General features: G+C 57.0%; 7 protein-coding genes and 1 pseudogene. 3 read left to right on the forward strand and 5 right to left on the reverse strand.

The features are described from left to right. The 4 genes and pseudogenes from ACW4DH_RS18845 to ACW4DH_RS18860 all read right to left on the reverse strand — a co-directional run. A pseudogene (locus tag ACW4DH_RS18845) lies at positions 1-567 on the reverse strand (fumarylacetoacetate hydrolase); the annotation flags it as partial. 33 nt (positions 568-600) lie between these two features. After that, positions 601-1,455 carry an SMP-30/gluconolactonase/LRE family protein gene (locus tag ACW4DH_RS18850; protein WP_459637945.1) on the reverse strand — a complete coding sequence of 285 codons (855 nt, stop codon included), beginning with the start codon at positions 1,453-1,455 and terminating at the stop codon, positions 601-603. A 230-nt stretch (positions 1,456-1,685) separates the two neighbouring features. Beyond that, complete coding sequence (locus ACW4DH_RS18855) at positions 1,686-3,089, reverse strand: sugar porter family MFS transporter (RefSeq protein ID WP_459637946.1); 1,404 nt, start codon at positions 3,087-3,089, stop codon at positions 1,686-1,688. A gap of 72 nt (positions 3,090-3,161) precedes the next feature. After that, complete coding sequence (locus tag ACW4DH_RS18860) at positions 3,162-3,899, reverse strand: SDR family NAD(P)-dependent oxidoreductase (protein ID WP_459637947.1); 738 nt, start codon at positions 3,897-3,899, stop codon at positions 3,162-3,164. A gap of 560 nt (positions 3,900-4,459) precedes the next feature. Between ACW4DH_RS18860 and ACW4DH_RS18865 the strand changes: the two genes are divergently transcribed. From ACW4DH_RS18865 to ACW4DH_RS18875, 3 genes are all read left to right on the forward strand, one after another. Next, positions 4,460-5,857 (forward strand): MFS transporter, encoded by a 1,398-nt coding sequence (locus tag ACW4DH_RS18865; protein ID WP_459637948.1) that lies wholly within the window; start codon positions 4,460-4,462, stop codon positions 5,855-5,857. A gap of 32 nt (positions 5,858-5,889) precedes the next feature. Further along, positions 5,890-7,470 carry a glycoside hydrolase family 43 protein gene (locus ACW4DH_RS18870; protein WP_459637949.1) on the forward strand — a complete coding sequence of 527 codons (1,581 nt, stop codon included), beginning with the start codon at positions 5,890-5,892 and terminating at the stop codon, positions 7,468-7,470. A gap of 396 nt (positions 7,471-7,866) precedes the next feature. Then, entirely contained in the window at positions 7,867-9,075 is a 1,209-nt protein-coding gene (locus ACW4DH_RS18875) for an ROK family protein (protein WP_459637950.1), read from the forward strand. Positions 9,076-9,410: 335 nt separating this feature from the next. On the opposite strand, the gene ACW4DH_RS18880 is transcribed toward ACW4DH_RS18875, so the two are convergent. Then, a complete protein-coding gene (locus tag ACW4DH_RS18880) occupies positions 9,411-9,536 on the reverse strand; it encodes a hypothetical protein (protein WP_459637951.1) in 126 nt (41 codons plus the stop codon). Positions 9,537-9,835: the final 299 nt, after the last annotated feature.

The raw sequence follows: 9,835 nt of genomic DNA on the forward strand, positions 1-9,835 counted from the left end.
GGAAAGCGTCTGGGCCTTGGAAAAGACCTCTGCATCGGGACCGATGCCGACTTCCATATACTGCGACCACGCCCCCCGGGCCTGCAATTCGGTCTTGAGCGCCATGGCTTGCTCAGAGCCAGGGCGGATACGGGACAGGTCGGCCCCGATGATGTCCCGGATCTCCTGACGCAGTTGATCCGCACGAGCGGCATCACCGCCGGCCTGCTCCTCGATCACCCGCTCGAGCAGGCTGACGGCGAACGTCACGCCACACGCCTTGATGGCCTGCAGATCGCAAGGCGCCAGGAGGTAAGGAGCGGTCCGGGGTTCGGCGAGCGAGTTCTCGAACAGTGCCTCGACCCGCCCTAGGGACTCGCCGTCGAGATCGCGAACGAATCCGGCGGGATCGGTACTATCCAGCAGATCGGACATCGTCGCGGCATGCGCCGAAATATCGTAGACCTCACCGTGGCGGACCAGCACGATGACGGGTCCCTGCACTGGCGCATCGCGCCACACGCGCCCCACCAGCAGGGCGCGCTCAAGATCGTCAGGGAGAAAAGCGGAAGGGGAAATGGAGTTCATTATTGACACCAGGCTGAAGTTGCGAAAGTTGCGTTAGGTGTGTAGTGAAAATTCAGGCTCTTCCAACCCCGGGTCGGGAGTCGCCATGGCAAACACACTACCAGCCAGGGGCCAGCGCTGTTGGCCTTTTTCGTCAAGATGCTGAGTGGCCGTTGTCACGTACAGCACTTTCAGGTCGCTGCCACCAAACGCCACCATGGTGGGGTGCGGACAGGGCAAGACATAACTTCGCTCCCAGCGACCGTCGCTGGAAAACTTGGCGATCTGACCGCCACCATACAGCGCGCACCAGTAGTTGCCTTCGCTGTCGACGGCGGCTCCGTCGGGGAATCCCGGCAGGCCATATTCGGCCAAGTCGATCCAGGGCTCTGCCTCGCCGATGCTGGCGCTGTCCGCGTCGAAGCGATGACGCACAATGCGCCGCGTCATCGAATCCGTGTGGTACATCCATCGCTGATCAGGGCTGAAAGCCAAACCATTGGAAATAACGAGCCCCGGTTTTTGCTCCACCAACCCCTGCCGTGCCAGACAATACAACGCCGCACTCGGCGACACCTCGTTGGCATCGATAGTGCCTATCCACAGGCGCCCACTCGCGTCGCAGCGGCCGTCATTGAAACGGTTGCCCTTGCCATTGTTCCACTCGGGATTGGCCACCAGTGCTTCCCGGCGTCCATCGGGAAAGGTGATCTTCTGAATCGCCGAGGCCGCCGCTGCCACCAAGCCGCCCTGGAACAGAGTAATGCACCCCACGGGCTCGCCGATGGTGATCCGTCCCGGCGCACCGTCCTTCATTGGATGCCAAGTAAAGATCTGGCCGCGATTGATATCCACCCAGTGTAGGCACTGCCTAGAAGCCGACCACAGAGGACACTCACCAAGACTCATCTGCAATCTCACCGCTACTTCAAAATCGCTGTCTGTCGTGGATATATCCTGGTGGTCACTCATGATTATTACCGCCCAGCCCTTAGAGAAATGAAAGAAGCCCAGAACGCTGGCTTGCGACATCGAAAAACCTCGAGGCGCTCTTGCCTGGAGGCTAAGGTTATTACAGGTTATGCGACATCCCTGTCCCCTATCGCGCCGGCATCATGCCGGCGTCATTCAAAAGCGCGTTACTCGTAGGTCATCGCCTCGAGCTCCTTACCGTTGGTCTCCTTGACATACTTTACGACGAAGAAGATCGAGATCACTGCACACAGGGCATAGGCGCCGTAGGCACCGGCCAGGCCGACCGAGGCGAGCATGATCGGAAAGGTCATGGTGATCGAGAAGTTAGCCAGCCACTGGAACAGTCCCGCAATGGCCAGACCCGACCCGCGCATCTGGTTGGGGAACATCTCGCCCAGCATGACCCACATGACCGGGCCCCAGGAGACATTGAAGAACAGCACGTAGGCATTGGCAGACAGTAGCGCGATGATGCCCATTTCGTCAGAAAGCTTCAGCGAGCCGTCAGTCATGCTGGCCGTGGAAAAGGCGAAGGCCAGGATTGTCAGGGTTACCGCCATGCCCACCGAGCCGCCCCATAGCAACGGCTTGCGGCCAATCCGATCGATCAGCGAAATGGCAATCAGGCAGGCCCCGATACTGACAGCGCCACTAATGACATTGATCAACAAAGCATCGTTTTCGGAGAAGCCGACAGACTGCCACAGCACCGCGCCGTAGTAGAAGACGACATTGATACCCACTAGCTGCTGGAATACCGCCAGACCAATACCGACCCAGACAATGCCATGCATTTTGCCGGTGGTCTGATTGATCACGTCCTTGAGACGAGGCTTGTGGCTACTGGAGAGGGTTTCCTTGATTTCCCGTATCTTTTCACGGCGCTCACTCTCCGAGTAGATCAGGGCAAGGACATTACTGGCCTTTTCTTCCTTGCCGGCACTAATGAGGTAGCGCGGACTTTCCGGAATGAACAGCAGCGCCGACAGGAAGAAGGCCGCCGGCAGGATTTCGATCCAGAACATCCAGCGCCAGGCCGCATAGCCCAGCCACAGTTCGGAAACCGACGAACCCGCGATCTGGGCCAGGAAGTAGTTGCTCAAAAAGGACACGAACAGCCCCGAGATGATTGCGACCTGCTGGATCGTGGCCAAGCGCCCTCGGACCCCGGACGGGGCGATTTCACTGATGTAGGCGGGCGTCATGACACTCGCTGCACCCACGGCAATCCCGCCTAGAACGCGGTAGATGACAAACTCCAGCGAGGAATCCGACACCCCCGAACCCCAGGCACTGACCAGGAAGAAGATCGCGGAAACCAGCAAAATCGTTCGACGACCATACAGGTCCGCCAGCCGACCGGCGAAGAAGGCGCCTGCGGCACACCCCAGCAGCATGGAGGCAACGTTGAAGCCCGTGCCGACACTGTCTGAATCAAACGTTGACTGCAGACCGTCGACGGTACCGTTGATGACCCCGCTGTCGAAGCCGAACAGAAAGCCGCCGATCGCGGCGATACAGCAGATAATGAAGATGTAGACCGGCTGTCTGTTATTTGACGCTGGCATGTGCTTACTCCTTTTTCAGAGGTTTGTTGTTGTGTTATTGCCCGTTGCAATAGGGGCGAAACGACAGGCGCATCACCGCCATCCGGCATCGACCCAGTAGTTGTGACCCGTGCAGACAGCCCCGTCATCCGAGGCGAGAAACAGCACCATCCCGGCAATATGGGGAGGGTGAATACGAACCTTGATGGCCTGTTCATTCATGATTTCGGCCTCGCCTTCCGGCGTGTACCACTTCGTCTGTCGCGGCGTACGCACGTTGCCGGGCACGACGCAGGTCACCCGGATATTGTCCCCACCCAGCTCGCGCGCCATGGCACGGGTCATTCCCTCGATACCTGCCTTGGCTGTTTCATAGAGGGAGAGATTCTCCAGTCCCAGGTGCCAGCTGATCGAGCCGAAATTGATCACTGCACCGCCCCCGCGCGCTTTCATGCCCGGCGCGACGGCCTGGGTGGCAAACAGCACATGGCGCAGGTTGACCGCCATGCGGTTGTCCCAATACTCGGGGGTCACTTCGCCCAGCTTGTGACGGTCATCATTGGCGGCATTGTTGACCAGCACATCGATATCGCCGATGGACGCGAGCGTTTTTGCCAAAGCGTCGAGATCGGTGAGATCGCAATGATGGAATGTCACCTGCCCATCGAGTCGCTTGACGAGCTCCTGTGATGCCTCCTGCATGATGTCCAGAAAGTGCACCTCGGCTTTCTGCCGAGCAAAGCCCTCGACCAATCCCTCGCCGATACCGGAGCCGCCGCCCGAAATCACGACACGCTTGCCTTCGAGGCTGGGATAGATGGCAGTACTCATGAAAGGAACTCCTGCGGCGGTTATCGATACGCTTTATAAATTAAATGAACTAAGTTCAGTTTGATTGCTCGCCACCTCTCGATCCATTGAACCATCGTCTATGTTCTTATCCTGCTAATACACCAGCTCGACTGCCCCAGAACAAAAGAAGGTCACCTACAGCAGGCGGTTTCTCGCTCAGGTAGATGAACTCGTGCCTTGGTAATGGCTGATTGAAGCGATGTGGTCTTCTTATTCATCCAACTCGGCCGGTATATGAGTATTTTGACCAACGTCTAATGGCAATGGATCGGTCGATCTATAACGATGATCTTAGTTAATTCTTCATACTAAAAAACGTATACCAAAGCCAACCTTACTGCTCCAGGAGAACTCAATACCATGAGTTCCGCTATCTACCCCGAAGGCAAACGCGCCATCACGGCGAGAGACCGAAGCTGGCCTGGTGAAAAGTTGGGCAGCGACAACATCCGCATGACCATGAAGGCTCTTACCATGAGTCGCGGGACTCCTAACTATTTAGGTCACCGCACTTCCACCTCATCTCCTCGAGGTAATACATGACAACAAGCGCACATATACCACCGGGAAATGTATCGTCAGCCAGCTCCGCTGCATCAGTAGGGGAAAAAATTGGTCTGCTCGAGAAAATTGGCTATGGCTGTGGTGATCTGGCAAGCAACTTTATCTGGCAGGCAATGAGCATCTTCATTGTCTATTACTACACAGATGTCATAGGTATTGCCGCTGGCGTGATCGGCTCGATAATGCTCTTCTCGCGCGTTTTCGATGGTGTCTCGGATGTCGCCATGGGCTACGTCATTGACAAGACGACATCCCGACATGGCAAGGCCAGGCCTTGGCTGCTGTGGTTAGCGGTGCCTTTTGCTGTCTCGGCGGTACTGCTGTTCGCCGTTCCTGATATCGACCCTTTCTGGCAGGTGGTCTATATCGCCATCACCTATAACATCGTCTGCCTGGTCTACACGGGGCTAAATGTTCCTTACGGGACAATGAACTCGCTTATCACTCAGGATCAATACCAGCGTTCCTTACTGAACGTCTTTCGCATGAGCCTGGCACTTATCGGTGTCCTGTTGGTCAGCAACCTGACGTTGCCCGTCGCCACATTATTTGGCGGAGAGCAGTTTGGCTGGGTTCTAACCTTTATGATATTCGGCTCAGTCGGAACGGCGCTTTTCATTTTCACGTTCAAGACGACCAAAGAACGGGTCCGACCCGCCAGCCAGGCTAGGCGAGACACGAAAGTCTCGCTCAAGGAAAGCCTGATAACGCTGCGCAAGAATAGGTATTGGGCGCTTGCCACCGCCTTCATTCTGTTGACCTACATCTTCAACGCGCTCAACTCGGGCGCCATGGTCTATTACGCGGAATATATTCTTGATAACACCTGGCTGGTAGGTATCGTCACCACTGCTTATATAGCATTCATTCTTCTGGGAATGGTTGTCGTTGCGCCGATCACCAAAAGATTCGGCAAACGCAACGCCATTATCGTCGGCGAAGTCATTACCATCTTCGGCTATCTCATTATGCTGATCGACCTCACTAACGTCGCTTTGATCATTGCCGGCACGATCATTCGAGGAATCGGCAAGGCACCGATCAATGGCAGCATGTTCGCGATGTTAGGTGACACCGTCGAATATGGTGAATGGAAGACCGGTATCCGCAATGAAGGCATGGTCTACAGCGGCGGCAGCATGGGCATCAAGGTGGGTAGCGGCCTCGGCACCGCGCTCATCGGCTGGATACTCGCCTTCGGTGGCTACGTAGGCGGTGGCGGCGCACAAACCGCTGCGGCCCTGTTCTCCATCCAGGCACTCTTCATCTATCTACCGTTGGCCATTTGCATACTCATCATCGTCTTGATGCTTTTCTACGATCTGGATAAGCGCTATCCGAAAATCATTCAGGATCTCAGGGCAAGAGCTTGAGGATATACCCCGCCTCGAAAAGGACGAAATCAATGGCTTTTATCACCAACCCCATCTTGCCTGGCTATCATCCCGACCCTTCGATTCTGCGGGTGGACGACGATTACTATATCGCGGTATCGACCTTCGAGTGGTTTCCCGGCGTACAGATCCATCATTCCAAGGACCTGGTCCACTGGCGGCTGCTCACGTATCCGCTGACTCGGGTTTCACAGCTCGACATGATTGGCAACATCGACTCGGGGGGCGTCTGGGCCCCTTGTCTGAGCTATGCCGATGGTCTTTTCTACCTGATCTATACCGATGTCAAAAGCCGGCAAGGTGCATTCAAGGATACACATAACTATCTCGTCACCGCCGAGAATATCGAAGGCCCTTGGTCGGATCCTATTTACCTGAACAGCAGCGGCTTCGACCCGTCCCTGTTTCACGATGAAGATGGCTCGAAGTGGCTACTAAATATGATCTGGGACTTCCGCAAGGATAGAAACTCCTTTGCCGGCATTGCCTTGCAGCGCTATGACCCCGATAAAAAATGCCTGACCGGGCCGGTTCATAACATATTCAAGGGAACTCGCCTGGGCGTAACGGAAGCACCACATATCTACAAGCACGATGGCTACTATTATCTGGTCACTGCGGAGGGCGGAACCTGGTACACCCACGCTGTTACGGTCGCGCGTTCGACGTCTCTGTTAGGGCCCTATGAGGTCGATCCCGAGAACCCGGTATTAACCTCTGATCGGAATGACCCAGCCCAGCTGCAAAAGGCTGGCCATGGCAGTTTGGTCGTAACACAAGGCGGCGAGTGGTATATGGCCCACTTGTGCGCACGTCCGGTTATTGATGACAAGTGCACTCTCGGCCGCGAAACGGCGCTGCAGAAATGTCACTGGACCAAGGAGGGATGGCTACGCATTGAGCATGGCCCACATCCCAGCTCGACGGTAGCAGCACCAAATCTGCCGCCGCACCCACTGCCTCAAGAGAACGACCATGACGACTTCGCTGACTCTCGTCTGAAACTGTACTGGAACTCGCTCAGGCGGTCCTTTACGGAAGACTGGCTGTCCTTGGCCGAGCGCCCCGGGTTTCTGAGGCTCAAGGGCGGCGAATCCATGCAGTCGACGCATCGCCAAAGCCTGCTGGCAAGACGCCTGACGCATTTCCATGTTGAAGTCGAAACTGAACTGGATTTTTCACCCGAGCACTTTCAGCAGATGGCCGGACTGATCGTCTATTACGACACGACCGATTACGCCTATCTGCGCGTAACTCACCATGAGGTGTTGGGGAAGTGTCTTGGCATCATCGAATCCAAACATGGGCAATATGATGAACTATTAGAGGAGGATGTTGCGCTGCCGACTACATCAACCCGTTTGAAGGCGAAAATCGACAGAGAACGACTGCAATTCTATTTTGCGACGGAGCATGAAAAGTGGCAAACGATCGGTGGCGAAATCGACATTCGCCACCTCTCCGATGATGATGCAGACTACATTCGTTTTACGGGTACGTTTGTAGGGTTATGTGTCCAAGACCTCAGCGGGCAGGGTCGGGCTGGGGATTTCGCCTACTTCGATTATCGTCCACAGGAAGAAACACGATAAGAAAGACACAAGCGGCAGGTATTGGCATTGGCCAAATATTCGATATTCGCCAATGCAGGACGAAGCCCTCAGCCTCAACGCATGACGTATTATCCAATGGCCAGGGAAGGCTCAAGGCATACTGTTTCCTCTAGAGCCTCCCTCCTTGGCATTGCTCTGCCAGTATGCGTTAGCGAGACTGAACAAAGTGAATAGCTAAGTGCTGTTCTTAGCCTCTGTAACGCACCTCCTGAAATCCTAAGGGCTCTTCAGCCGCTGGAAAAGAGCCTTCGCCCCTCGTCCCGATACTGGCGCCTTCTGATTCCGTCCGAACATCATCGAATCGAACCCATGCGCCATCGATGACATAATGGGTGCGTTCAGAAACGGCTATTTCCAGGCAGGCCAATACATCTCATGACCCCTCTCTCCAAACAACGCCAAGCGGGCGATCTCCCGTTCCTCAAGAGGCTCAACCGCAGCGCCATCTTGAACCTGGTGCGTCGTTTCCCCGGCATGACCCGCGCCGATATCGCGACGAAGGCTCACCTCACCAAGGCCACGGTAGGCAGCGGCGTCCAGAAACTGCTGGAAGCGGGATGGATCGTTGAGGGGGAACTGCAGAAAAGCAACGGTGGCCGTCCGGGACGGGCGTTACACCTCAACGACCAGCGCCACGCCCTGCTGGGTGCAGAGGTCGGTGTGCATGGGCTGCGCTTGGTGGCCTGCTCGCTGACCGGCCATGTCATTCGCCACCAACAACTGCGTCTGGTGCCCACCACACCCGAAGCCACCGCAGCCTTACTGGCCGAGCAACTTCACGAGCTAATTTCTCACCCTGACGTTGCACACCGGCAATGTCTCGGCCTCGGCGTCGCAGTGCCCGGCCCCGCGACTCCCTCGCAACCATTCCTGCGTCTAGCTCCTAACCTCGGCTGGCGGGACGTTCCCTTTCTAGAGTTGCTGCGCCCACACTTGCCCGATCTGGATGGTCTGTGGCTCATGGACAACGAAGCCAAGGCCGCCGCCTTCGGCGAACTCTATTTCCGTACCGGCAGCGTTCCCGCGTCGCTGGCCTATGTCAGTGCGGGTACCGGGATCGGCAGCGGCGTCGTCGAAAACGGTCATACCCCGCGGGTTACACGCGGCATGCAAGGACTCGCCGGCGAAATCGGCCATACCATACTCCAGCCGGGCGGCCTCTATTGCCACTGCGGCAATAGAGGCTGTGCGGAGACCCTGGTCAGCGGCTGGTCGATACGGGCAGCCTTGGGCATCGGCGAGGAAGAGAGTCTGACCGAGGCGCTCCAGGCTCGTCAGCACAACCCCGACGTCGAGATGACACTACGCCGGGCCGGAGAAGCTCTCGGCACTCTGCTGCTCAATCTTCATCATACGTTGAACCCCTCGGAAATCGTGCTGGGCGGCTCGCTTGTCCAGTTGGGTGCGCCCCTGCTCACTCCGGCACTGGACTATTTCGAAGCCAACCAGAACCGCCTGCTGGGTACGACGCAGCGGATTCAACTGCGGATCATGCAAGACAGCACTTTCGTTGCGGCACGTGGCGCGGCCGCCCAAGTACTGGCCTGGGCAGTTCAGGGTGCCGGAGAGACCGAGGCGGAATAAAGAATCGTGTAGGAGGGGGACGTCGCAGCCCCGTCCACCCACACCACAGGGCGCCGATGCATCGATCAACGGTTCTGCACCACGGCAGTTCAAGGTCGGCTCTGGAACCTTACGCCTGTCTCCATTAGCGGCACTCACCCCAACCGGGCGAAGTGCCGGATCGGCAAGGCCACCTTCAGATGTGCAAGGTACCGCTGTTCGCCACGGTCCTCTTCCGTCGCTCACGCTTTTACACGCTCGCCCTTTCGGCGGCAGTCCCAGCTCATCAGAGTATGCGCGCTCGTGATTGTCCGCTTCCATTGCTGCCACAAGATTTCTCGCAGCTTGCGGCGTAGCTAGTCGCCCAGCACTCCCGCTCTCAGGTAAGCGCAGGTTAGCTTCAGAACATGCGGGCCGTCGATACGACGTGCCAGCAGGCCTATCAGCACACCGTGATTCACCCGATCGAAGAATGCTTCCAAGTCGATCCGCTCCCCACTGGTAGCCCTCCTCGACGTGACCCCACATTGTGCTGAGTGCTGATACGCGCTGCGTCCCGACGGAATTCATAGCGTGAAGCCGAGAGCGCCGGCTCCGGCGACGGGCTCAGGACCTGGTGCAACGCGCGGTCCTGGAGAGCGGGGTCCATACCCCGCCAAGCGAATGACCTTTTTGGATGTTATCAATGCGAATGTCGGGGCACCTCGGCGCCGCGGCAGCCGACCAGGAAGTCGAAATCGCAGCCCTCGTCGGCCTGCAGCACCCGCTCGATATACAGCTG

This window comes from Halomonas sp. WWR20, assembly GCF_054602495.1.